The following is a 22,947-nucleotide window of genomic DNA, read 5'->3' as shown; positions in this document are numbered from 1 at the left end:
TCGGACCCCCGGTCTACCGTTCCCCGCCATGACGACTCGCCTCCACGCCACCCGTGCCTCCTACGACACCGTCGCCGACAGCTACGCCGAGCTGCTCAAGGACCAGTTGGGCGGACCGCTGGACCTCGCGATGCTGACGGCGTTCGCGGAGCGGGTGCGGGCCGGCGGGGGCGGGGCCGTGGCCGACCTCGGATGCGGGCCAGGGCGCGTGACGATCCATCTGGAGAAGCTCGGGCTCGACGCGTTCGGGATCGATCTGTCGCCGGGGATGGTGGCGGTGGCCCGCGGGGAGTATCCGCATCTCCGCTTCTCGGTGGGCACGATGACGGACCTCGACCTCGCCGACGGCTCCCTCGCCGGAGCCCTCGTCTGGTACTCCACCGTGCACACGCCGATCGACGAACTCCCCGTGATGTTCGCCGAGTTCCACCGCGTCCTCGCCCCCGGCGGCCATCTGCTCATCGCCTTCAAGGTCGGCGCCGAACGCGTCCGCCTGGAGCACGCGTACGGTCATGACGTCGACCTCGACGTCCACCGCTTCCCGCCCGAGCGGGTCGCCGAACTCCTGCGGAACGCGGGCCTGTTCGAGGTTGCCCGCCTCGTCCGCGAGGCCGCCGACCGGGAGAACACCCCGCAGGCCTTCATCCTGGCCCGCAGGCCGGAGAGCGGCTGACCCACCCCCGCCGCGCCGGGCGAACCCGGCGCAGCAGGAGAGTGCTTCCGCGCGTTGCCCTCGTGTTCCGGTCACACGAGACTGTTGTCCCACACGAGAGTGGGGACATGGAGCGCATCGATCAGGCACAGGCCCGCGCGTGGCTCGCCACCGCCCTGGCGGAGGCCCGCGCGGGGCTCGCCGAGGGCGGTATCCCCATCGGGGCGGCGCTGTACGGCGCGGACGGCACCCTCCTCGGCCGCGGCCACAACCGCCGCGTCCAGGACGGCGACCCCTCGGCGCACGGCGAGACGGCCGCCTTCCGCGCCGCGGGACGGCAGCGCACGTATCGCGGTACGACCATGGTGACCACCCTGTCGCCGTGCTGGTACTGCAGCGGTCTGGTCCGGCAGTTCGGCATCTCACGGGTGATCGTCGGCGAGGCGGCCACCTTCCACGGCGGCCACGACTGGCTCGCCGAGCACGGCGTACAGATCGTGCTGCTCGACGACCCCGAGTGCACGGCACTGATGCGCGACTTCATCAAGAACAACCCGGCTCTCTGGAACGAGGACATCGGTGAATGACCCGAGGGCGGGAGCGCTTCCCGACGAACCGGCCGGTCGCACGAACCCGGCAGGCGGTCCGGTCGGCCCCGAAGAACCGGCCGGTCCCGAAGAACCGGCCGGTCCCGACGATCCGGCCCATCCCGACGATCCGGCCCATCCCGAGGATCCGGCCCGTCCCGAGGACCCGGCCGGTCCTGCTGCGGAGTCGGCGGAGTCGGTGGAGTCGGCCCTTCCCCGGGAAGCCGCCGGGGCCCGCCCCGGCAGGGCGGCCGGCCCGCCCGGTCCCGTCGCCCCCGCGGCATCCCGCATCCCCACCGTCGACCTGGGCCCCTGGCTCTCCGGGGACCCCGCCGCCCGCGCCGCCGTCGCCCGCACCGTCGACGACGCCCTCCGGACCGCCGGCTTCCTGCTCGTCACCGGCCACGGCGTGGACCCGGAGCTGCGCCGCCGCCTGCGGGAGGCCGCCCGCGCCTTCTTCGCGCTGCCCGCCGCGACGAAGCAGCCGTACGCCGCCCGGGTCGGCGGGCGGGGCTGGCTCGGGCCGGGCGCCGAGGCCAACGGCTACGCGGAGGGCACCGAGACCCCGCCGGACCTCAAGGAGTCACTGACGTTCGCGACGAGCGAGCCGTTCGAGGACCCGGAGACCAACGCGGAGTGGTACGCGCCGAACGTCTGGCCCGCCGAGGCCCCGGACCTGCGCGAGCTCTGCGAGGAGTACCTGGCGGCGATGGGCGGCCTGGAGAACCACCTGCTGGAGCTGCTCGGCGAGGCGCTCGGCCTCGAACCGGACTTCTTCACCCAGCACATGGACCACCCGACGTACGGCTTCAACATCAACTGGTATCCGGGCACGGAGGTCGTCGGCGAGCCGCTGCCGGGCCAGTTCCGCATCGGGCCGCACACCGACTTCGGCACCGTCACCATCCTCGACCGGCAGGCCGGCAAGGGCGGGCTCCAGGTGTTCACGGACGAGGATGGCTGGCAGGACGCGCCCTTCGACCCGGCGGCGTTCACGATCAACATCGGTGATCTCATGGCCCGTTGGACCGGCGACCGCTGGCGCTCGGGGCGGCACCGGGTGCTGCCGCCGCCGGCCGACGCGCCCGCCGAGGAGCTGATCTCGCTCGTGTACTTCGGCGAGTGCACACCGGGAACGCGGGTCGAGTCGGTGCCCGCCCCGGTGGGCCGCGTCGCGCACGAACCCGTCGACTCCCATGTCTATCTGCGCCAGAAACTCGATTCGATCACTGTCGGTTGAACGGCGGAACACTTTCGTAAGCGAACGCACACCGAGCGGGCGCCGAGCGGCCTATCCCGAACCAACTGCCCCTTCTTCACCAGTTGTTGATACACCTCACAGCAGCACTTCGGACCGGACCGCTGACCAGGGGGAGATGCGGTGCACACAGAGCTGCACAGTCGGGGGTCGCTGTTCGACGCCGATCCGCCCGGACTCGCGTCACGACTGGTCGGTCTGCGTCCGCACCAGCTCGGCGCCACACCGTACGAACACCCCGCGGAGCCGCCCTTCGTGGTCTTCGCGGGCGGCCGGGGGCAGGGCAAGACCGCCGTGCTCCTCGCCCTGCGCGACGCCTATCGCGGGCACACTCCCATCGCCCTGATCGACGGCGAGGAACGGCAGTTCACCGTGCCGCCCGCCGAACGTCCGGCGCAGTCCTGGTCGCCGGTCGGGCAGGCGCTCACCACGGCCGCGGAGCAGCTCGCCGAACCGGTCAAGGGCGCCGGAAGGATCGCCTTTCCGCGGCTGTCGTCCGGGCTGCTGGCCGTGGCGGCGGCCGGCTGGGGCGACCGCGACGTGCCGCGCGTCCGGCTGGAGGCTGAGCGGATCCTGCTGCTCAACGAGACCGACTCCTGGCTGTCGGGGTTCGCGGGGCGTTGGGTGAGCAAGGTGATCTCCAGGCTCGTCGCGTCGATGAGCGGGACGGGTCCGGTGGTGGAGCCGACCATCGAGGCGGCCCTGGAGGCGTTCACGGAGGGCGTCTCCCCGGCCCACCGCCGGCTCCGCAAGGCCGCCACCTGGTACCGGGACTACCCGAACGCGGACGGCAGCCCCAAGCTCGCGCTGATCCTGCTCTCCCGGCACTTCCGGGCGGGCGGCGACGCCCGCAGACACGCCGAACGCCATCTCGTACGGGCGCTGCTGGCCGACCTCGACGACGCCTACGCGGGGGCCGTGCAGCGCTCGCACCGGCGCGGACGCCCGGTCCTGCTGATCGACAACGTCCAGGAGCCCGCGGGCCTCGGACTCCTGGAGCCGGTCCTGCGCGACCGCGCCGACGGCATCCAGGACCAGGCCGTCTTCTTCGCCGCGCTACGGGGCTACGCGCATCCGGCGCTGCGCAACGCGGGCCGGCTCGCCCTGCCCGAGGCGGCCCGGGAGACCGGCTGGCGGCCCGGCATCTCGCCGTCCTCGCGGGCCCTGCTCGTCTCGCTGCCGCCGCTGTCCCCGACGACGCCCCGCGCGTACGACGAAGGCCGGCCTCCGTGACTCGGGTCACCGGGGCCGGCCTTGAGGTGTCCGGGCGGGTCAGACTCCTGCGTAGGAGTGCTTGCCGCCGACGAAGATGTTGACGCCGTAGTAGTTGAACAGCCAGCAGCCGAAGGCGATCAGGGCGATGTAGGCGGCCTTGCGGCCCTTCCAGCCGGCCGTGGCGCGCGCGTGCAGGTGGCAGGCGTAGGCGACCCAGGTGATGAACGCCCAGGTCTCCTTGGGGTCCCAGCCCCAGTAGCGGCCCCAGGCGTCGCCCGCCCAGATCGCGCCCGCGATGATCGTGAACGTCCACAGCGGGAAGACGGCGGCGTTCACGCGGTAGGAGAACTTGTCGAGCGAGGCCGCGGAGGGCAGCCGCTCCATGACGGAGGTGGCGAAGCTGCCGGGCTGTCCGCCGTTCACCAGCTTGTTCTCGTACGAGTCCTTGAAGAGGTACAGGATCGTGCCGACGGCGCCCACGTAGAAGACGGCGCCGCACAGGATCGCGGTCGAGACGTGGATGTACAGCCAGTACGAGTGCAGCGCGGGAACCAGCTGGTCGCTCGCGGTGTACAGGACCGTGACGGCGAGACCGAGATCGAGGAGGACCGTGGTGATCAGCGGGAGGCCGAGCCAGCGGACGTTCTTCTTCAGCGCGAGCAGGACGAGGAACACCGCGACGGCGACGGTGGAGAAGGTGATGTTGAACTCGTACATGTTGCCCCACGGGGCGCGCCCGACCGACATGGCGCGGGCGAGCACACCGGCCGCCTCGACGGCCCAGGCCAGCACGCTGAGGGACACGGCGATACGCCCGTAGAGGTCGCCCTGCTCGTCCCCGCCGTGCGCGCCGGGCCCGTCGGGTACGTCCCGCGCGCCCGCCGCGGACCGGGTGACGACCTTCGGCCGCTCCAGCACGGCGGTGCCGCCGGCCTTCTGCACGGTGACCTCGGGGGCCGCCGCGGCCGTCTTCGCACCGTTCGCGGTGAGCGCGTTGGCGGTGCGGGCGACCTTGCTGCGGCTGCCGAAGAGCCACTCGGCGATGAAGGCGAAGAAGGCCAGGGTGTAGACGGCCATCGCGGAGTAGATCAGCGTGTTGCTGATGTTGGCGAGGTGTTCGTTGGTCGCGGTGGCCAGATCGGTCACGGCGCCCAGGTCGTGTGCGGTGGCGAGCGTCACTGCTTCTCAGACCCTTCAGCGGCGGGTACGGGGGGTTCGGCGTCGGCGTCGGTGGGTGCCGCGTCTTCGTCGGGCTTGGTGGGTGCCTGTTCGTGCACGAGCGCGGCCAGGTCGCCGAGCTCTTCGGGAAGCTTCGCGGACTCGCTGCGGCCGAGCCCGGCCATCTCGACGACGGTGACACCGTCGGCGCCGGTGGTCGCGCGCACCCAGACCCGGCGGCGCTGGATGAACAGCGACCCGGCGAGTCCGAAGATCGCGGTGAACGCCCCGGCCAGCGCCCAGTCACTGCCGGGCTGCTGGGTGACCTGGAAGTTCGCCCACTCCTTGATGTCCTTGTCGAAGGTGATCGAGCCGGCGCCGTCCGGCAGCGCCATCGTCTCGCCGGGCCGCAGCCGCGCCTTGACGATCGCACCCTTGGCGTCCTTGAACTGCTTCATGTGGGTCGTGTCGAGCTGGTACACGTTCTGCGGGAGGCCCGCGTCGACCCCCAGGCTGCCGTGGAAGCCGCTCAGCGCGAGCACGGGGTAGTCGAGCGCGGGGAACTGGGAGAACATGTCGCCCTTGCCGGCCCCGGCGAAGGTCGGCACGAAGAAGGCGGAGAAGCCGAGCTGTTCGCTCGTCCCCTGCGCGTTCCGGTAGCCGTCCATGACCTTGACGGCGCCCTGCGAGGTGACGTTCGAGTCGAGCGGCAGCAGCGGCACGGCGTCGTGGAAGACGACGTTGCCCTTGCCGTCCCGGACCGTCACGGTGGGCGCGTAGCCGTGGGCGGTGAGATAGACCTTCGTGTCACCGATCACCAGCGGCTCGTTGACCTTGACGAGCGTCTTCCGGTCCTTGCCGTAGGCGCCGACGCTGTAGGTGACGGCCGCCTGGTACGTGCGGGGGGTGCCCTTGTTGGGGCCGGTCCGCTCGTAGGTACCGGTGAACTTCTTCAGATCGAAGCTGAACGGCGTCAGGTCGTCGGTGCTGAAGAGGTTGCCGGACTTGAAGTCGTCGTAGGACAGCAGTGTGTTGGAGAAGCCGTCGCCCTCGACGATCAGCTTGTCGCCCTCGGACTTGAAGAGCTGGCCCCAGGCGAAGGCGACGAGCATCACGATCAGCGCGATGTGGAAGAGCAGGTTGCCGGTCTCGCGCAGATAGCCCTTCTCCGCGGCGACGGCGTCCTTCTCGATGTGCGCCCGGAACCGCTTCTGCTTGAGCACCTGGAGCGCGATCTCGCGGACCTGCTCGGGCTCGGCCCCGGTGCGCCAGGTCGCGTACGCGGGCAGCCGGGTCAGCCGCTTGGGGGCGCCCGGCGGACGGCCGCGGAGCTGTCCGACGAACTGCCAGGTGCGGGGCACGATGCAGCCGATGAGCGAGACGAACAGCAGGATGTAGATCGAGGAGAACCACACCGAGCTGTACACATGGAACAGGCCGAGCCGGTCGTAGACCGGACCGAGCACGCTGTGGGCGTCCTTGAAGTCCTGCACCTTCGCCGCGTCGGTGCCGGACTGCGGGATCAGCGATCCGGGGATGGCGCCGAGCGACAGCAGGAAGAGCAGGATCAGCGCGACCCGCATCGACGTGAGCTGGCGCCAGAACCAGCGGGCCCAGCCGGTCACCTCGCGGGCGGTCCACGCGAGCCACCCCAGGGCGCCGGGTGTCCGCGCGCCGCCGAAGGAGCCGGGCACCGCCGTCTCCACGGGCGCGGTGGACAACTGGGACCCGGCCTCGCCGAGTTCGCCGTCGGCGCTCACCCCGATGTGCCGCTTGGTGCTCACCGGGTCCGGCGCGCCGCCGTCCTCCGGCGTCGCGGCGGACTCGGACGTGTTGCCGGTGTCGGTCGTGCTCATGGATCAGATCCCTACCGTGAAGCCGTCGGACCAGGTCTGCATCTGCTGCACGATGCCGTCCCAGGCGCCGGTGAGCAGGAGCAGGCCGGTCACGATCATCATTCCGCCACCGATCCTCATCACCCAGGTGTAGTGCCGCTTCACCCAGCCGAACGCGCCGAGCGCCTTGCGGAAGGCGACCGCGGCGAGGACGAAGGGCACTCCCAGACCGAGGCAGTAGGCGACGGTCAGTATGGCCCCCCGCCCGGCGCTCGCCTGGTCCATGGAGAGCATGTTGACGGAGGTGAGTGTCGGGCCCAGACACGGCGTCCAGCCGATGCCGAAGAGCGCGCCCAGGACCGGCGCCCCCGCGAGCCCTGTCACCGGCCGCCGGTGGAAGCGGAATTCGCGCTGGGTGAGCCAGGGCATCAGCCCCATGAAGAACACACCGAGCGCGATCATCAGCGCACCGAGGACCTTGCTGAGCATGCCGTTGTACTCGTGCAACGTCGAGCCGAAGTACCCGAACAGCGCCCCGCCGGAGACGAACACGGCGGTGAAGCCGAGCACGAACAGACTGGCCCCCGCGACCATCCGTCCCCGCCTGGCCTCCGCCAGATCCGTGCCGCTGACTCCGGTGACGTACGACAGATAGCCGGGCACGAGCGGCAGGACGCACGGTGAGAAGAACGAGACGAGCCCGCCGAGCACCGCGATCGGCAGCGCGAGCAGCAGGGCGCCGCTGTAGACCGTGGTGTTCATGCCGGTCGGGGCGGCGAGGTCCGTGGAGGCCAGGAGAAGGGACACGCCGGTCACTTCTCCGCGACGATGGGGTCGAGCATCTCGTGCAGCTTGTCTTCGCTGAGCGCCTGCAGCGTGCGGGCCGCGATCTTCCCGTCCCGGTCGATGACGAGCGTGGAGGGGATCGTCTGCGGGTTGAGCGTGCCCTTCTTGAACCGGAGCATCAGCTTGCCCGTCGGGTCGTACAGGCTGGGATACGTGACCTTCTGCTCCGTCTCGAAGGCCTTCGCCAGTGCGGTGCTGGCGTCACGCGTGTTGATGCCGACGAACTGCACGCCCTGCCCGGCGGTCTCCTTGGCGACCTTGACGAAGTTCGGCGTCTCGGCGCGGCACGGAGGACACCAGGAGCCCCACACGTTGAGGACGACGACCTTGCCCTTGTAGTCCGCGATGTCGAGCTGCTTGCCGTCGACGGTCTTGCCGGAGAGGTCCGGGACGGCGTCCCTGGACCCCTTGGCGACGGTGGAGATGCCGTCCTTGCCGGAGACGTAGTTGCTGTTGCCCGCACCGCCGGAGGTGCCGCCGGATCCGCACGCGGACAGGACGAGCGCGGCGATGGCGGCCCCTGCGGTGTACAGGGCGGCGCGGGTGCGGTTCGGGCGCTGGTCTGCGCGGCAGGCGGCACTCATGTGAAAAGTTTCGCATGCCCGTTTCGGGGATCTTCCGCACCCCCCTTGCGGGCGGAAACCCGCATTTCAGGCGGCCTGCCCCCGGAGGAAGGAGTGCCAGCCTCCGTCCGGCTGCTCCGCCACGTCCATCGACTGGAGTTTCGCCAGCACCTCGGGCCGCTGTACGTCCAGCCAGTCCACGAACTGACGGAAGGAGACCATGCGCACGTCGGCGCCCTTCTCCTTCTCCCGGGCGACGTGGGTGAACACGTGCTCGACGGCGTCCATGTAGATGCCGCCGTTCCACTCCTCGAAGTGGTTGCCGATGAAGAAGGGGGCCCGGTTCGTCTCGTATGCCCGCTTGAAACCGGCGACATACGACGCGGACGCCTGGGTGCGCCAGCCCGGGTAGTTGTACGAGGGCGCCCGGGTGGAGGCGACCGACTGGTTGGCGAGGATGTTGTAGTCCATCGAGAGGACCTCGAAGCGGTGCCCGGGGAAGGGCATCGCCTGCAGCGGCAGGTCCCAGAGCCCCTCCTTCTTCTGCGGCCAGCGCTGGACACCGCCGGGCGAGGAGGCGTCGTAACGCCAACCGAGCTCCCTGGCGGCGGGCAGCAGGTTGTTCTGGCCGAGCAGGCAAGGGGTGCGGGCGCCGATGAGTTCCTTCTCGTAGTCGAAGGGCAGCGGGGGCAGATCGGTCCAGCCCGAGTTGGTGCGCCACTCGGTGACGAAGGACTTGGCCTGTTCGATCTCGCTGTGCCACTGCCGGGGCGTCCAGTTGCCGACCGAGCCGGAGCCGCCGCAGAAGTGGCCGTTGAAGTGGGTGCCGATCTCGTGGCCGTCGAGCCAGGCCTGACGGACCAGCTTCAGCGTGGAACGGACGTGCTCGTCGCTGAGATAACCGATGTCCGAGGCGCCGCGGGGGTTGTTCGGCGGGTCGTACGCGCGCTTCTTCGACTCGGGCAGCAGATACAGCCCGGAGAGGAAGAACGTCATGTGGGCGTCGTTCGCCTTGGCGAGCTGGAGGAAGCGGTCGAAGAGACCGGTGCCGACCTCTCCGGCGCCGTCCCAGGAGAAGACCACGAACTGCGGCGGGGTCTCGCCGGGTTCCAGCGGCACGGGGGCCTGGGGCTGGCGCGGCTGCTTGCCGGTGTAGGCGGTGGAGCCGTCGCCGATGAGACGCACGGCCGGCTTCTTCGGGGCGCCGGGCCGGCCGGTGCCGGCCGTGGCGGAAGGGTCAGGATGCCGCTCGGCTCCCTTGCCCGAGGTGGTGCCGCACGCGGCGAGTCCGAGCGCGGTCGCCGCACCCGCACCGAGGCCGATCATTCCCCTTCGGCTGACGTCGCGCATACGGTCCTCTTTTCATCGCACCCTCTCAGCTGACTCTCAGCTTGTATCCCATGAGAGGGCGCGATGAAGTCGCGGGTTCCGTTTAACGCGCGCAGATTTATGTGATTTTACGAAGATGCGCCCATTTGGCCCGGCTCTCCGCTTTTGACCGTCAGGCCCCGAAAGCCTTGCTCTTGCCCTTCACCGGCTTGGCGCCCGCGAGGAGATGAGCCGGAACCAGATCACGGGCGGGCTCGGTGTAGCCCACGGACACGATCTTGTCGCCGCGGTAGGTGAAGGTGGTCAAAGACGCCAGCGTGCACTGACGTTTGCGCGGATCGTGCCAGAGCCGCCGCTTCTCCACATAGCTGCGGACGATCCAGATCGGCAGCTGATGACTCACCAGCACCGCCTCATGGCCCCGCGCGGCATCCTTGGCGGCGTCCAGCGCCCCCATCATCCGGACGACCTGGTCGACGTACGGCTCGCCCCAGGACGGCTTGAAGGGGTTGACGAGGTGCTTCCAGTTCTCCGGCCGCCGCAGCGCGCCGTCCCCGACACCGAAGGTCTTGCCCTGGAAGACGTTGTCGGCCTCGATGAGCCGCCCGTCGGTCGCCAGGTCGAGCCCGTGGGCCTTCGCGATCGGCGTGGCCGTCTCCTGCGCCCGCTCCAGCGGCGAGGCCACGACATGCGTGACATCGCGCGAGGTGAGGTGCTCGGCCACCCGGTCGGCCATCTGCCGTCCGAGCTCGGAGAGGTGGTACCCGGGCAGCCGCCCGTAGAGCACCCCGCCCGGGTTGGCGACCTCGCCGTGCCGCATCAGGTGGACGACGGTGATGTCGTCGCCGGTGCTGCCGCTGTCGCCGTTCGTACCGATGGTCTCGCTCATGCCGTGGCCTCCGCCGCTGCCCGAGCCGCCGCCGGAAGGGCGTCGGCGATCCGCTGAACCGCCTGGTCGTCATGGGCCGTCGAAACGAACCACGACTCGAACGAGGACGGCGGCAGATACACGCCCTGCGCCAGCATCGAGTGGAAGAACGCGGTGTAGCGGAAGGACTCCTGCGCCTTCGCGCCCTCGTAGTCGCGCACCTCGCGTCCCGTGAAGAAGACGGAGAACATGTTGGAGGCGCTCTGCAGACGGTGGGTCACGCCCTCCTTGGTGAGCGCCTCGGTCACCAGCGTCCGGATCCGCTCCGACACCGCGTCGACCTTGCCGTACGCGGCCTCGTCGAGCAGCCGCAGCTGCGCGAGCCCGGCGGCGGTGGCGACGGGATTGCCCGAGAGCGTGCCCGCCTGGTACACCGGCCCGGCCGGCGCGAGATGCGCCATGACGTCCTCACGGCCACCGAACGCGGCGGCCGGGAAGCCGCCGCCCATCACCTTGCCGAAGGTCATCAGGTCGGGACGTACGCCGTCGATCCCGTACCAGCCGGCCCTGCTGGTGCGGAAGCCGGTCATGACCTCGTCGGAGACGAAGAGGGCGCCGTTCTTCGCGCAGGCGTCCTTGAGGCCCTGGTTGAAGCCGGGCGCGGGAGGAACCACACCCATGTTTCCGGGCGAGGCCTCGGTGATCACACAGGCGATCTCACCGGGGTGCGCGTGGAAGGCGGCCTGCACGGCTTCGAGATCGTTGTAGGGCAGGACGATGGTGTCGGCGGCCTGGGCACCGGTGACACCGGGCGTGTCGGGCAGCGCGAAGGTGGCCAGCCCGCTGCCCGCCGCGGCGAGCAGCGAGTCGACGTGCCCGTGGTAGCAGCCGGCGAACTTGATCACCTTCGACCGCCGGGTGAACCCGCGGGCCAGCCGGATGGCCGACATGGTCGCCTCGGTGCCGCTGGAGACGAGCCGGACCTGCTCGACGGGCTCGACGCGGGCGACGATCTCCTCGGCGAGGGCGACCTCTCCCTCACCGGGTGTGCCGAAGGACGTACCGCGCGAGACGGCCTCCTGAACGGCGGCGATGACCTCGGGGTGGGAGTGCCCGAGGATCATCGGACCCCAGGAACAGACGAGGTCGACATACTCACGGCCGTCGGCGTCGGTCAGATACGGACCGGTACCGGACACCATGAACCGGGGCGTACCGCCCACGGCGCGGAAGGCGCGCACCGGAGAATTCACGCCACCTGGCGTGACGGCCGTCGCACGGTCGAACAGCGACTGCGAGGCTGGGGCTGCATAGGGATAAGGCAGTTCGGTCATGACCTGCGACGTCTCCGACTCCGGGGGGCTAGTGACCTCCTCAGGGTAGGCCAGGGGCCCAGGGGAGCCGTGAGGGGAAGAACGGGAGACTGTGAACGGATGAACCCGGCCCGACGTACGGCTCCACAGAGGAATGATCCCGGCCATCGCGGAGCCAGTGTGACGGAGCCCGGTACGACAAACGGGTTCCTTCCCCCGGCCATCTGCGAAACTGGGCTACGAACGGACAGCTCACATGAACGACGGTGTTCAGGGGCCGCGAAGATCCCGCGGACAGGTGTTTCGGCGTACGTTTCGGCGTGCGACCGTGGGGGAGGTCACTGTCACGATGATCGGGTTGCGTGGCGGGGGTCTCGCGACTTAGAAAAGCAGTCGGGTGGAGATATGCATCGCGGTGGCGGACTGGGCGAGGGGACCGATGACCTCAACCCTCGGCGTGCCCGGCGGGGGAAGCACCGGCGCGAGGCGGAGGAAGCCGCCGGAGCCAGAGCGGGACAGGCACAGGGATCGCAGGGTGAGCCCGAGCGGATCGAGCGACTGCGAGCGGAGAGCGGGAATGGTGGCCGGGTGGGGGTGACGTACAAATATTTCGGCGCGCCGGACGGCGCGACGGCGGCCCGGGTCCCGATCTCGATGCGCCCCGAGGAACTCGGCGGCGACGAGCTCGGCATGAACGGCATGTTCACCAAGATCAAGCCGGAGACGATGGCCGCGATGGTCCTCACCGGCATAGAAGGCGTCCCCCTGCACAAGGTGCCGCCGCTCGAACTGGTCGTTCTGCACCCCGACTACGCCGTGGTCAAGCTCCCGATGACCGTCGTCGACCCGCTGCGCGGCATAGGCGAGGAGGCCGTCGGCGCGGCCGCTTTCATCTGGTCCACCGTCCCGGACCGGGGCGGCCCACGGGACGCCTTCAACGTCTACCAGCTGCTGCACGAGTGGCAGGACTTCTCACACCGGCTGCATGAGGCGGGGCATCAGCCTTATTGCTTGGTCTGGCCGTGAGCCTGGTTGCACGGAAAAGGGCGAGGTCTTCGGACCTCGCCCTTTTCCGTGCCGAGAGGGGCCATCAGGCGGCCGGGGCGCTTTGAAGGGCCCATCGGTTTCACCGGGGCACCGATGTGCCCCGGGCGGCGTGCGGATCTCCGTTCGCCGGCGGCCTCGACCGTCAGCCGTCGCCGTGCTGCGTGGCCGTCTTCGAGTAGTTGTCGTGCCAGGCGGCCTTGGCGCCCGAGTCACCGATCCGGTAGACGTCCACCACGGCGCCGACCGCGACGGCGAGGGAAACGATCACGACCGCGCCCCGAGCCAGTGCCGAGGACGACCAGGAGCCACCCGCCGTGCCGTCCGCGGCGGGCGCCGAGCTGCGGGCCGTCCACCAGATGACGGCCGAGATCACGAAGAGGCCGAGAGCCCACGGCAGCAGGCCGTCGCCGAGTTCGGCGTGCTTGCGCACCAGCGGGTCGCTGCCGACGTGCTGTTCCAGCCACTCCCCCGCGTGGGTGGACACCGGCACCGTCGCCAGCGTCACGAGCGCGAGGACGGGCAGCAGCAGGCCGAGCCGCCGGGCCGCGCCGGGCCACACCGCGCACACTATGAGCGCCAGGGCGCTCAGAGGCACCAGCACGATGACGAAGTGCACGAACAAGATGTGTGCGGGCAGTCCGTTGACAACAGTGAGACTCATGGGGGCTTTCTCCACGGGGAGTTGGGGGGTTGGCCGGACCGTAGGCGCGCGGACTGGATCTCCAGCCGCCACGAAGAACGTCGGCACCCTTTCACAGGGACTTCTCAGTTGCCTCTGAGCCTCATCGGCACCCGATCTCCGCGTACGTGCTGTCCTGCGCGCCGGCGGTCGCCCGGAGCTCGAAGACACCGCCCGCGTTGACGACGCCACTGCGTACGGGCTCGTGCGTGCCGCGCTCGACCTGGGCGGACTCGCCGGCCAGGACGACGACGCCGCCTGCGACCTGGGCGTTCTCTCGGGTTCGCCCAGTCACCTGGTAGCCGGGAACCCCGACAGGAGTTTCTAGAGCCCGCCCGCCACCCGCAGTACCGCACCCGTCGTGTACGAGGCGTCGTCCGACAGGAGCCAGGCCACCGCGCCGGAGATCTCCTCCGGTCGGCCCGCGCGGCCCATCGGGATGCCCGCGGCCACCCGGGCCGGGCGCTGCGGGTCCTCGTGGAAGTCGGTCCAGACCGTGCCCGGGGCGACGCAGTTCACCCGGATGCCGTCGGCCGCCACCTCCTTGGACAGGCCGATGGTCAGGGCGTCGACAGCCGCCTTCGCGGCGGCGTAGTGGACGTACTGGCCCGGACTGCCGAGGGTCGCCGCCGCGGACGAGACATTGACGATCGCGCCCCCGCCGGCCGCGGTCATGTCCCGTACGGCGCGGCGCGCGCAGAGCAGATAGCCGAGGACGTTGACCGCGAGGGCGTCCCGCATGCCGTCCGGGTCGGCTTCGGCCAGCGGCCCGTTGGGTCCGCTGACGCCGGCGTTGTTCACCAGTGCGGTGACGCGGCCGAGTTCGGCGGCCGCCGCGTCGAAGAGCCCGTCGACCGCGGCGGGGTCGGAGGTGTCCACGGCCACCGGCAGGCAGCGCCGGCCCGCGTCCGCGACGGCGTCCGCCACCTTCTCGGCCGCCGCGCGATCGGACCGGTAGCCGATGACGACGTCATGGCCCTCCAGCGCCAGCCGTCGGCAGACGGCGGCACCGATACCGCGGCTGCCGCCGGTCACCACCGTGACCTTCCGTCCGTTTCGCATGATCGCCTCTCTTGTCCACGCAAACGATCAGTGTGCCAGGGGACGGCCGGGGACCAGGGGCGGCCGGTCGGAGTGGGGGCCGCGGTGGTGGATGACGGGCGCCCGGCGGCCGACCGCCAAGTCAGCAGGCAGCCCTTCGGCCGACCGCCAAGTCAGCGGGCAGCCCGAGGTGGCGGCTGCACTCGCGTTCGGCTCCCGTCTCCCGCGTCCGCGGACACCCTGAGTCGCCGGAAGACATGACTCGCTCATGAATCGCCCATGGCTCTCCAAAGGACAAGAGCCGCCGGGACACCGGGATCTGACGCCGGGCGGCACCCCCCTCCGCTCATCCGGGCGAAGCAGACGTGTCGCCGCCGATCGGGTCATGCGTGGGGCTCCGCACAGGGCCGCCGACCACCTGTCAGGCACGGTGAATCAGCAGGTCAGAAAGGTCGGTCCGCCCGTGGACGGCCGTCAGGGAGGCCGACGGGCGGGGCCTCGGTGGTAGGCCGGGTGAGCTTCCCGGGTGGTGCGCTTCGCTCTTCGGATTGACGGTGGATCACGTCGGGCCGGGTTTTTGTCTGCTGACAAGAGGTCAGCTGCCTGGTCCTGACGGAAGGACTCCGCCAATGCGATCTGCCCGCATGCTCCTGGCTGCCGCGACGGCCACCGCCGCTCTCGCGATCGCCGCCCCCGGCGCGTACGCCGTCTCGGCCGGCGACTGGGGCCACGACGACTCCTCTTCCTCCTCTTCCTCTTCGTCCTCCTCTTCCTCCAGCAAGGAGCACGAGGACTCCGGATACGGCAAGGAGCAGAAGGACTCCGGGTACGGCAAGGAGCACGAAGACTCCGGATACGGCAAGGAGCACGGCAAGGACAGCGACCACGACAAGGGCTCCTGGAGCCACGAGAAGCCGGAAGGCGGCGTGCACACCGGCGGCGGTGCGCTGATGTCCGTCAAGACGGACGACTCGTCCAAGGGCGACAAGAAGTACGACCCGGAGACCTACAAGGACAAGGGTTCCTCCAGCTCCGACAGCAGCAGCGGTTCCTGGGACTCCGGGCAGGACAAGGGCTCATGGGACTCGAGCAGCAAGCAGGACAAGGGCTCATGGGACTCGAGCAGCAAGCAGGACAAGGGCTCGTGGGACTCGAGCAGCAAGGAGGAGGACAAGCCGCACGGCGGCATGCACACCGGTGGCGGCGGTCTCGCCACGTCGTCGGGCATCACGGCCGGCGGAGTCGGGGTCCTGGGCCTCGCAGCCGCAGGCGTGTACATGCTGCGCCGTAGAAGCGCGCAGGGCGGTGTGGCCTGACCATGCCTGACGACATAGCGATAGCGGTCCGGGCCGCCACCCACTCACCCCCTGGCGGCCCGGCCGGTCTCCCCCTCCCACCCCGGCCCGATCCCCCTCTCCCGCACCGGCCCGCTCTTCGTCTCCCGACCCCCACTCCAGTCGCCGACCCGCCTCCTGTTGCTCCTGCTCGTCCCGCCTTGGCTTCTCCTGCTTCTGCCTCTCCTGCTTCTGCTTCTGCTTCTCCTGCTTCTGCCTCTACCGCTGCTTTTGCTGCTCTTGCTGGTCCCGCTGTTTCCGCCCAGTCCGCTCTGCTGCCCCGACCCGATGAGGTGGTGCCCGATGGCAGCCCGGTTGTCTTCTCCTGCCGAGACCCCGTACACGTCGCCCGAGCGGAACTTCCGGCGTCGTGTGACGTGGGTCGTGTGGTGCGCCGGTGTCGCGGTCCTGCTGGCCACGAACCTGCTCCACCGCCACGACGAACCGTCCGGGCCCTCCCCCACTTCCCGTGCCGCCGCGGCCCCCGCGCCCTCGCACCCGGCCGCACCCTCGCACCCGGCTACGTCCTCCGCCTCGCCCTCGAACGATCGCCCGGCCGGGAAGCATCTCCCGCGGTCCGCGCCGACCCGGCTGCTCATCCCGAAGATCTCGGTGGACGCGCCCTTCACCGACCTCGCCATCGACGACACGGGCAAACTCCAGCCCCCGCCGGCGGGCGACACGAACCTGGTCGGCTGGTACGCCAAGGGCGTCTCCCCCGGTGAGACGGGTGCGGCGATCATCGCCGGGCACGTCGACACGACGACCTCCGCCGCCGTGTTCGCCGGTCTCGGCGACCTGGAGAAGGGCGACAAGTTCAGCGTCGAGCGGTCCGACGGCAGGACGGCGTCCTTCGTCGTCGACAGCGCGGAGACCTTCGCGAAGGACGACTTCCCCGACAACCGGGTGTACGCCGACACACCCGACGCCGAGGTCCGCCTCATCACGTGCGCCGGCACCTACGACCGCACCGTCAGGGACTACACCGACAACCTGGTGGTCTTCGCCCACCTCGTCTGACCGGACGAGCACGGGGCACCGGCAGGGCGTTCATCTGCCGGCCGAGGGGGCTAGGGCCGGGCCGCTCACAGGCTCCCGAGGTCGATCCAGAAACGGTCCTCACCCCGCGAACGGCCGTCGGGGACACCGCCGTTGGCCAGGATCACGCGACGGGAGCTCTCGTTGTCGGCGGCGCAGGTCAGCAGCACGCTGTCGAGTCCGAGGCGGCGGCATTCGCCGAGGCCCGCCGCGAGCATCCGCGTGGCGTGCCCCTGACGGCGCCACGGGTTGACCACGTGGTAGCCGACATGGCCGCCGACCTCGGCCAATTCCGGGGTGAGGCCGTGCCGGACGACGAGGCCGCCGAGGTAGTGCGCGCCGGAGACGTACCAGAACAGGGTGGACGGGACGCCCCAGCGGGTCCGCACACCGCGCCGCTGCTCGACGAAGGCCGCGAAGTCGTCGGCTGCGGGGCCGAGCCACTCCGTGCTCCTGCCCTCGGCCACGCAGTCGGCCCGCTCACCGGCCAGATACGAGTCCCGCACGGCCGTCGTGGGCTGGATGAGGCGGGGTGGCGTCATGAGTTCGGTCATGCGCCCGAGTCTCCAACCGCCCAGGCCGTGACACCTCCCCTTTTTTCCCCGACGCCCGCTCCCCCTCCGCCCGCGCCCCCCTCCGCCCGCGCCCTCTCCGCCTGCTCCCTCGGCGCCCTCGCCCGCTCCCTCTCGCCGTCCGGTCCCCATCACCCGCTCCCCACGCTTACTCTCCGACGCCCGCGCCCGTCCTCCTCCGCAGCCGCCCCGCCCCTCCCCTCACGCCTCGAAGCGGTAGCCCATGCCGGGCTCGGTGATCAGATGGCGGGGGTGGGACGGGTCCGCCTCCAGCTTCCGTCTGAGCTGGGCCATGTACACCCGCAGGTAATTGGTCCGGTTGCCGACCGAGACACCCCACACCTCCTGGAGGAGCCGGCGCTGGGTGATGAGCCGGCCCGGATTGCAGACCAGGATCTCCAGCAGTTGCCACTCGGTGGGCGTGAGACGGATGTCGCGCCCGGCGCGGGTCGCCTTCTTGGCGGCCAGGTCGACGGTGAACTGGTCGGTGGTGACCAGGACGGTCTCGGGGGCGAGCGCCGGTGTCTCGGTGCGGCGGACGGCGGCCCGCAGCCGGGCCAGCAGTTCGTCCATGCTGAACGGCTTGGTGATGTAGTCGTCGGCGCCCGCGTCGAGCGCGGCTACCTTCTCGTCGAAGGCCCGGCGCGCCGACAGCACCAGGATCGGTACGCGGGTCCAGCCGCGCAGGGCCCTGATGACGTCCGTGCCGTCCATGTCGGGCAGCCCGAGGTCCAGGAGGACCACGTCGGGTCGGCGCGCGGCGGCGATCCGCAGCGCGGTGGTGCCGTCGGGGGCGGCGTCGACCCCGTATCCGCGCGCCTGCATGTTGATCAGGAGCGCCCGCACGAGCCGGCGGTCGTCCTCCACCACGAGCACCCGGGTCATCGGTGTGGCCTTTCCTGTCGCGGGGAGGGGGTCGAGCGGTGCCCCTTCCTGATCACGGGCGGGGGCGGGGGCGGGGGCGGGGGCGGGGGCGGGGGCGGGGTGAGGAACGGTGACGGCTGACGACAGTGACGTGCGAACCTGTCTCACCAGTCGGGGAGTTGGCGATTCCGGGCGACTTTCGGTCGCCAACTCCCGCGTGGCGTACGTACATCCGTCAGTTCTTCGCCACAAGTTCCTTGAGTGCGATGTTGAGTTCGAGGACGTTGACGCGGGGTTCGCCGATGAAGCCGAGGGTGCGGCCGTCGGTGTGCTCGTCGACCAGCTTCTGCACCTGGGCGACGGGCAGGCCGTTCTTCTCCGCGACCCGGTGCACCTGGATGTCCGCGTAGTCCGGGGAGATGTCCGGGTCCAGGCCCGAGCCGGAGGAGGTGACCGCCTCGGCCGGCACGCCGGAGGGCTTGACCGTGTAGCCGTTCACCGAGTTGTCCTTGATGACGGCCTTCTTGGCGGCGGTCACCCAGTCGATGAGGTCCTTGTTGTCACCGGAACGGTTGGTGGCGCCGGACAGGATCAGGTTGTACTGGGTGTTGACGCTGTTGGTCCCGAGGCCGTTCTGCGGGCGGCCCTGGAACCACTTCAGGTCGGGCTCCGGGGTCTGCTGGCCCTTCTTCGGCGGCAGGTTGTAGGCCTGCCCGATGAGCGAGGAGCCGACCACCTTGCCGTCCGCCCTGATCTCCGAGCCGTTCGCCCTGCCGGGGAAGATCCCTTGGGCGATACCGGTGACGGCGAGCGGATACAGCACACCGCACACGACGGTCAGGACGAGCAGGGCACGCAGGCCGGCCCAGAGCAACCGGCCTGTGTTGGTTACCGAGTTGTTCATGAGGATCAGCACGCTTTCGAGGAGTTACAGCCCGGGGACGAGGGAGATGAGCAGGTCGATGATCTTGATGCCGATGAAGGGTGCCACCAGGCCGCCGAGGCCGTAGATCCCGAGGTTGCGCCGCAGCAACTTGTCGGCGCTGACCGGGCGGTACCGCACACCGCGCAGGGCGAGGGGCACCAGCGCGATGATGATCAGCGCGTTGAAGATGACGGCGGAGAGGATCGCGGAGTCGGGCGAGGACAGGTGCATGACGTTGAGCTTGTCCAGGCCCGGATAGACCGCGGCGAACAGCGCGGGGATGATCGCGAAGTACTTGGCGACGTCGTTGGCGATGGAGAACGTCGTCAACGCGCCCCGGGTGATCAGCAGTTGCTTGCCGATCTCGACGATCTCGATCAGCTTGGTGGGGTTGGAGTCCAGGTCCACCATGTTCCCGGCCTCCTTGGCGGCCGAGGTTCCGGTGTTCATGGCCACGCCCACGTCGGCCTGCGCCAGCGCCGGGGCGTCGTTGGTCCCGTCGCCCGTCATCGCGACGAGCTTGCCGCCCGCCTGCTCCCGCTTGATGAGCGCCATCTTGTCCTCGGGGGTCGCCTCCGCGAGGAAGTCGTCGACGCCCGCCTCCTCGGCGATCGCCTTCGCGGTCAGCGGGTTGTCACCCGTGATCATGATGGTCTTGATGCCCATCCGGCGCAGTTCGTCGAACCGCTCACGCATGCCGTCCTTGACGACGTCCTTGAGGTGGATGACCCCCAGGACCCGGGCGCCCCTGCCGTCGTGGACGGCCACCAGCAGCGGGGTGCCGCCCGACTCGGAGATGCGGTTGGCCAGGGTGTCTGCGTCCGTCGAGACGGTGCCGCCCTGTTCCTTGACCCAGGTGATGACCGAACCGGCCGCGCCCTTGCGGATCCTGCGGCCGTCGATGTCCACGCCGGACATCCGGGTCTGGGCGGTGAAGGTGGTCCATTCGGCGCCCGCGAGTTCGCCCTGGTGGCGCTCGCGCAGCCCGTACTTCTCCTTCGCCAGGACCACGATGGAACGGCCCTCGGGTGTCTCGTCGGCCAGCGAGGACAGCTGGGCGGCGTCGGCGACCTCGGCCTCGGTCGTCCCCGTCACCGGCACGAACTCCGACGCCTGCCGGTTGCCGAGGGTGATGGTGCCGGTCTTGTCCAGCAGCAGCGTCGACACATCGCCCGCCGCCTCGACCGCACGGCCCGACATCGCCAGGACGTTGCGCTGGACCAGGCGGTCCATGCCCGCGATGCCGATCGCGGAGAGCAGCGCGCCGATGGTGGTCGGGATCAGACAGACCAGGAGGGCCACCAGGACGACCATCGTCAGGTGCGTGCCCGCGTAGTTCGCGAACGGCGGCAGGGTGGCCACCGCGAGCAGGAACACGATCGTCAGGGACGCGAGAAGGATGTTCAGCGCGATCTCGTTGGGCGTCTTCTGCCGGGCCGCGCCCTCGACCAGGGCGATCATCCGGTCGATGAACGTCTCCCCCGGCTTCGTCGTGATCTTGATGACGACACGGTCGGAGAGGACCTTCGTGCCTCCGGTGACCGCGGACCGGTCGCCGCCGGACTCCCGGATGACCGGGGCCGACTCGCCGGTGATGGCCGACTCGTCGACCGAGGCGACACCCTCGACGACGTCACCGTCGCCGGGGATGATGTCGCCCGCCTCACAGACCACCAGGTCACCCACGCGCAGCTCGGTGCCCGGCACCTGCTCCTCGGAGCGGCCGTCCACCGAGAGGCGGCGCGCGACCGTGTCGGTCTTGGCCTTCCTGAGGGTGTCCGCCTGGGCCTTGCCGCGTCCCTCGGCCACCGCCTCCGCCAGGTTGGCGAAGACGACGGTGAGCCACAGCCAGGCGCTGATCGCCCAGCCGAACCAGTCGCCCGGGTCCTTGAAGGAGAACACCGTCGTCAGCACCGAGCCGACGAGGACGACGAACATCACGGGCGACTTGACCATCACCCGCGGGTCGAGCTTGCGGAACGCGTCCGGCAGCGACCTGAGAAGCTGCTTGGCGTCGAACAGGCCCGCGCCGACCTTTCCTTCGTCCTTGTGGCCGGTGGGCACATCGCTGTGCGGCGCCCGGGTCGGGGTGGCTGTGGACATCGCGTCCTCTTGGTTCTCTGTACGTGTGGTCATGACGCCAGCCCCTCGGCCAGCGGGCCCAGGGCGAGGGCCGGGAAGTAGGTCAGGCCGGTGATGATCAGGATCGCGCCGACCAGCAGCCCGGTGAACAGGGGTTTCTCGGTGCGCAGGGTGCCTGCGGTCGCCGGGACCGGCTGCTGCCGGGCGAGCGAACCGGCCAGCGCGAGGACGAACACCATCGGCAGGAAGCGGCCGAGCAGCATGACCAGCCCGATGGTGGTGTTGAACCACTGGGTGTCGGCGTTCAGACCGGCGAAGGCCGAGCCGTTGTTGTTGGCGCCCGAGGTGTAGGCGTAGAGGATCTCGGAGAATCCGTGCGCCCCGGAGTTGGTCATCGAGTGGCCCGGGGTGGGCAGCGCCATCGCCGCGGCGGTGAAGACGAGCACCAGCGCCGGGGTGATGAGGATGTAGCAGGCCGCGAACTTGATCTCGCGGGTGCCGATCTTCTTGCCCAGGTACTCCGGGGTGCGGCCGACCATCAGACCGGCGATGAACACCGCGATGATCGCCATGATCAGCATGCCGTAGAGGCCGGATCCGGTACCACCTGGCGCGATCTCGCCGAGCTGCATGCCCAGCATCGTGATGCCGCCGCCGAGTCCGGTGAACGAGGAGTGGAAGGAGTCCACCGCACCCGTCGAGGTCAGCGTGGTCGCCACGGCGAAGATCGACGAGGCGCCGACCCCGAAGCGGGTCTCCTTGCCCTCCATCGCCCCGCCCGCGATGTCGAACGCGGGACCGTGGTGGTGGAACTCGGTCGCCATCATCAGCGCGGTGAAACCGATCCAGATGGTGACCATCGTGGCGAGGATCGCGTAGCCCTGGCGGACCGAGCCGACCATGACACCGAAGGTGCGGGTCAGCGCGAACGGGATGACCAGCAGCAGGAAGATCTCGAACAGGTTCGAGAACGGTGTCGGGTTCTCGAAGGGATGCGCGGAGTTGGCGTTGAAGTAACCGCCACCGTTCGTGCCCACCTCCTTGATCGCCTCCTGCGAGGCCACCGCGCCACCGTTCCACTGCTGCGAGCCGCCGAAGAACTGGCCGACCGAGTGGATACCGGCAAAGTTCTGGATCGCACCACAGGCCACCAGGACGACCGCGGCGACCACGGACAGCGGCAGCAGGATGCGGACCGTGCCACGCACCAGGTCGGACCAGAAGTTGCCGAGTTCACCGGTGCGTGAGCGCGCGAAGCCGCGGACGAGAGCCACGGCCACCGCGATGCCGACGGCCGCGGAGACGAAGTTCTGCACGGCCAGACCGGCGGTCTGCACGACGTGGCCCATGGCCTGCTCGCCGTAGTACGACTGCCAGTTGGTGTTCGTCACGAACGACGCGGCGGTGTTGAACGCCTGGTCCGGGTCGATCGCCGCGAAGCCCAGCGAGCCGGGCAGGTGACCCTGGACGCGCTGGAGGACGTAGAGGAAGAGGACGCTGACGGCGGAGAAGGCCAGGACACCACGCAGGTACGCGGGCCAGCGCATCTCCGTGTCGGGGTTGGCGCCGATGGCCTTGTAGATCCACTTCTCGACGCGCAGGTGCTTGTCGGAGGAGTAGACCCGGGCCATGTAGTCGCCGAGGGGACGGTAGGCGAGTGCCAGTGCCGCTATGAGGGCCAGCAACTGGAGCACGCCGGCGAGAACGGGACTCATATCGCCCGCTGCGACAGCAGTTGATG

The 22,947-nt window shown here is 70.0% G+C and carries 22 protein-coding genes; 7 read left to right on the top strand and 15 right to left on the bottom strand.

The features are described 5' to 3' along the window. The first annotated feature begins 28 nt into the window (after positions 1-28). From ACFYR3_RS19695 to ACFYR3_RS19680, 4 genes are all read left to right on the top strand, one after another. Positions 29-673, top strand: a complete 645-nt coding sequence (locus ACFYR3_RS19695) for a class I SAM-dependent methyltransferase (RefSeq protein ID WP_355840854.1) — start codon at positions 29-31, stop codon at positions 671-673. A gap of 107 nt (positions 674-780) precedes the next feature. Further along, positions 781-1,239: a nucleoside deaminase gene (locus ACFYR3_RS19690; protein ID WP_355840856.1), complete on the top strand. Its 459-nt coding sequence runs from the start codon at positions 781-783 to the stop codon at positions 1,237-1,239. A gap of 289 nt (positions 1,240-1,528) precedes the next feature. Then, complete coding sequence (locus tag ACFYR3_RS19685) at positions 1,529-2,479, top strand: isopenicillin N synthase family dioxygenase (RefSeq protein ID WP_389284189.1); 951 nt, start codon at positions 1,529-1,531, stop codon at positions 2,477-2,479. Positions 2,480-2,620: 141 nt separating this feature from the next. Continuing rightward, positions 2,621-3,730 carry a hypothetical protein gene (locus tag ACFYR3_RS19680; protein WP_389284038.1) on the top strand — a complete coding sequence of 370 codons (1,110 nt, stop codon included), beginning with the start codon at positions 2,621-2,623 and terminating at the stop codon, positions 3,728-3,730. A 39-nt stretch (positions 3,731-3,769) separates the two neighbouring features. Here the strand turns inward: ACFYR3_RS19680 and ccsB are convergent, their stop codons facing one another. The 7 genes from ccsB to hemL form a co-directional block, all read right to left on the bottom strand. Continuing rightward, positions 3,770-4,891, bottom strand: a complete 1,122-nt coding sequence (gene ccsB, locus ACFYR3_RS19675) for a c-type cytochrome biogenesis protein CcsB (RefSeq protein WP_389284036.1) — start codon at positions 4,889-4,891, stop codon at positions 3,770-3,772. Then, the gene (locus tag ACFYR3_RS19670; RefSeq protein ID WP_356784299.1) at positions 4,888-6,726 is read right to left on the bottom strand and encodes a cytochrome c biogenesis protein ResB; all 1,839 of its coding nucleotides are present in this window, start codon (positions 6,724-6,726) and stop codon (positions 4,888-4,890) included. The genes ccsB and ACFYR3_RS19670 overlap by 4 nt, the downstream gene beginning before the upstream one ends. 3 nt (positions 6,727-6,729) lie before the next feature. Next, positions 6,730-7,467, bottom strand: coding sequence for a cytochrome c biogenesis protein CcdA (locus ACFYR3_RS19665; RefSeq protein ID WP_355840998.1), 738 nt, complete (start codon positions 7,465-7,467; stop codon positions 6,730-6,732). Between the two features lie 50 nt (positions 7,468-7,517). Then, positions 7,518-8,135: a TlpA disulfide reductase family protein gene (locus ACFYR3_RS19660; protein WP_356784298.1), complete on the bottom strand. Its 618-nt coding sequence runs from the start codon at positions 8,133-8,135 to the stop codon at positions 7,518-7,520. A 66-nt stretch (positions 8,136-8,201) separates the two neighbouring features. Then, positions 8,202-9,464 (bottom strand): hypothetical protein, encoded by a 1,263-nt coding sequence (locus ACFYR3_RS19655; protein ID WP_355840866.1) that lies wholly within the window; start codon positions 9,462-9,464, stop codon positions 8,202-8,204. Between the two features lie 151 nt (positions 9,465-9,615). Next, on the bottom strand, positions 9,616-10,332 hold the full coding sequence (locus tag ACFYR3_RS19650) for a histidine phosphatase family protein (protein ID WP_355840867.1): 717 nt from the start codon (positions 10,330-10,332) through the stop codon (positions 9,616-9,618). Further along, on the bottom strand, positions 10,329-11,645 hold the full coding sequence (hemL, locus tag ACFYR3_RS19645; protein ID WP_355840869.1) for a glutamate-1-semialdehyde 2,1-aminomutase: 1,317 nt from the start codon (positions 11,643-11,645) through the stop codon (positions 10,329-10,331). Before hemL ends, ACFYR3_RS19650 begins: the two co-directional genes overlap by 4 nt. Positions 11,646-12,029: 384 nt before the next feature. On the opposite strand from hemL, the gene ACFYR3_RS19640 reads away from it, so the two are divergent. Beyond that, entirely contained in the window at positions 12,030-12,650 is a 621-nt protein-coding gene (locus ACFYR3_RS19640) for a hypothetical protein (protein WP_355840870.1), read from the top strand. Between the two features lie 163 nt (positions 12,651-12,813). Here ACFYR3_RS19640 and ACFYR3_RS19635 read toward each other — a convergent pair whose 3' ends face one another. From ACFYR3_RS19635 to ACFYR3_RS19625, 3 genes are all read right to left on the bottom strand, one after another. Then, positions 12,814-13,332, bottom strand: a complete 519-nt coding sequence (locus tag ACFYR3_RS19635; protein WP_355840872.1) for a DUF2231 domain-containing protein — start codon at positions 13,330-13,332, stop codon at positions 12,814-12,816. Between the two features lie 121 nt (positions 13,333-13,453). Beyond that, entirely contained in the window at positions 13,454-13,645 is a 192-nt protein-coding gene (locus ACFYR3_RS19630; RefSeq protein WP_355841006.1) for a hypothetical protein, read from the bottom strand. A gap of 29 nt (positions 13,646-13,674) precedes the next feature. Then, a complete protein-coding gene (locus ACFYR3_RS19625) occupies positions 13,675-14,412 on the bottom strand; it encodes an SDR family NAD(P)-dependent oxidoreductase (protein ID WP_389284032.1) in 738 nt (245 codons plus the stop codon). Positions 14,413-15,020: 608 nt separating this feature from the next. On the opposite strand from ACFYR3_RS19625, the gene ACFYR3_RS19620 reads away from it, so the two are divergent. Then, positions 15,021-15,707 carry a hypothetical protein gene (locus ACFYR3_RS19620; RefSeq protein WP_355840876.1) on the top strand — a complete coding sequence of 229 codons (687 nt, stop codon included), beginning with the start codon at positions 15,021-15,023 and terminating at the stop codon, positions 15,705-15,707. 321 nt (positions 15,708-16,028) lie between these two features. Continuing rightward, complete coding sequence (locus ACFYR3_RS19615) at positions 16,029-16,745, top strand: class F sortase (RefSeq protein ID WP_389284030.1); 717 nt, start codon at positions 16,029-16,031, stop codon at positions 16,743-16,745. Between the two features lie 65 nt (positions 16,746-16,810). On the opposite strand, the gene ACFYR3_RS19610 is transcribed toward ACFYR3_RS19615, so the two are convergent. The 5 genes from ACFYR3_RS19610 to kdpA form a co-directional block, all read right to left on the bottom strand. Then, on the bottom strand, positions 16,811-17,317 hold the full coding sequence (locus ACFYR3_RS19610) for a GNAT family N-acetyltransferase (protein WP_355840880.1): 507 nt from the start codon (positions 17,315-17,317) through the stop codon (positions 16,811-16,813). A gap of 219 nt (positions 17,318-17,536) precedes the next feature. Continuing rightward, on the bottom strand, positions 17,537-18,220 hold the full coding sequence (locus ACFYR3_RS19605) for a response regulator (protein ID WP_355840882.1): 684 nt from the start codon (positions 18,218-18,220) through the stop codon (positions 17,537-17,539). Positions 18,221-18,434: 214 nt separating this feature from the next. Beyond that, entirely contained in the window at positions 18,435-19,103 is a 669-nt protein-coding gene (locus tag ACFYR3_RS19600; protein WP_389284027.1) for a potassium-transporting ATPase subunit C, read from the bottom strand. 24 nt (positions 19,104-19,127) lie between these two features. Continuing rightward, positions 19,128-21,260: a potassium-transporting ATPase subunit KdpB gene (kdpB, locus tag ACFYR3_RS19595; RefSeq protein WP_389284025.1), complete on the bottom strand. Its 2,133-nt coding sequence runs from the start codon at positions 21,258-21,260 to the stop codon at positions 19,128-19,130. Next, positions 21,257-22,921 carry a potassium-transporting ATPase subunit KdpA gene (kdpA, locus tag ACFYR3_RS19590; protein WP_355840888.1) on the bottom strand — a complete coding sequence of 555 codons (1,665 nt, stop codon included), beginning with the start codon at positions 22,919-22,921 and terminating at the stop codon, positions 21,257-21,259. Before kdpA ends, kdpB begins: the two co-directional genes overlap by 4 nt. Positions 22,922-22,947 lie beyond the last annotated feature (26 nt).

The sequence above is a fragment of the Streptomyces sp. NPDC005784 genome, from assembly GCF_042871525.1.
GTDB lineage: Bacteria > Actinomycetota > Actinomycetes > Streptomycetales > Streptomycetaceae > Streptomyces.
The sequence above is the reverse complement of the archived record's forward strand: the minus strand, read 5'-3'. Positions and strand labels throughout refer to the sequence as shown.